The sequence below is a fragment of the Peribacillus sp. NPDC060253 genome, from assembly GCF_042727425.1.
GTDB lineage: Bacteria > Bacillota > Bacilli > Bacillales > DSM-1321 > Peribacillus.
The window spans coordinates 1-1086 of sequence record NZ_JBHXAS010000285.1 but is presented as its reverse complement, the minus strand read 5'-3'; the positions used below and the strand labels follow the sequence as shown (position 1 = coordinate 1086).

The 1086-nt window shown below is 42.9% G+C and carries 2 protein-coding genes; both read left to right on the top strand.

Annotation, left to right across the window (positions count from 1 at the left end; translation table 11 throughout):
* Nucleotides 1-573: L-serine ammonia-lyase, iron-sulfur-dependent subunit beta (sdaAB, locus tag ACFWE9_RS27050; protein WP_230163065.1), on the top strand; the 573-nt coding region annotated here is incomplete at its 5' end.
* A gap of 40 nt (nucleotides 574-613) precedes the next feature.
* A partial coding sequence (locus tag ACFWE9_RS27045; RefSeq protein WP_230163067.1) for an L-serine ammonia-lyase, iron-sulfur-dependent, subunit alpha occupies nucleotides 614-1086 on the top strand: 473 nt, incomplete at its 3' end.

The window sequence follows — 1086 nt, the reverse complement described above, 5'->3', positions numbered from 1 at the left end:
GTAGCAAGGACACTATTCGGAAAGCAACCGAAGAAAGCCATTATTTCTTTATATGGTTCTTTTGCAAAAACATACAGGGGACACGGTACGGATGTTGCTGTCGTAGGCGGGATATTGGATTTCGATACGGATGATGAAAGAATCCCCACTTCTTTAACGATAGCGGAAGAAGCCGGTATGGAAGTTTCCTTTACAATCGAGGATACTGTGATGGATCATCCCAATACAGTCAAAATCAGACTGTTCGACGAAGATAAAGAATTAGAACTTGTGGGAATCTCAATTGGCGGCGGAACGATAGAAATAACGGAGCTGAATACGTTCAAGCTTAAATTGTCGGGTGAAAACCCAGCCATTCTAGTCGTACACAACGATGTGTTTGGAATCATATCTTCCGTTTCGACAGTATTGGCGAATCATGAAATTAACATAGGACATATGGAAGTTTCACGAAAAGAAAAAGGTCAAATGGCCCTCATGGTGATTGAGGTCGATCAGAAAATCAAGAGCGATATCATGAAGGAAATTGAAGGATTGGAAAATGTGTCGCAAGTCATAAGGATGGTTGAATGATAATCATTAAAAGTGTTGGCATAGATATGGAGGTAAAAACATGTTCCGAAATGTAGCAGAGTTGGTTGAACTTGCTGAAAGTAAAAATGTAAAAATCGCGGAAATCATGATTTTACAAGAAATGGAGTTCTCAGGCTTGCCGAGAGAACAGATCATCGAAAAGATGGACAGGAATTTGACAGTGATGGAACAAGCGGTGGAAAGAGGTCTGAAAGGAGTGCAGTCCGTGACAGGCCTAACGGGCGGAGATGCCGTTCTTTTACAAAATTATATCAAGACGGGCAAGGCGCTCGCAGGCAATTTATTATTGGATGCCGTCAGTAAAGCTGTTGCGACGAACGAAGTGAATGCAGCAATGGGAATGATTTGTGCCACTCCGACTGCCGGTTCTGCGGGCGTTGTTCCCGGTACGTTATTTGCCGTAAAAGAAAAATTAAACCCGACGCGAGCAGAGATGATTGAATTTCTTTTCACTTCCGCTGCCTTCGGGTTCGTGGTTGCAAACAATGCTTC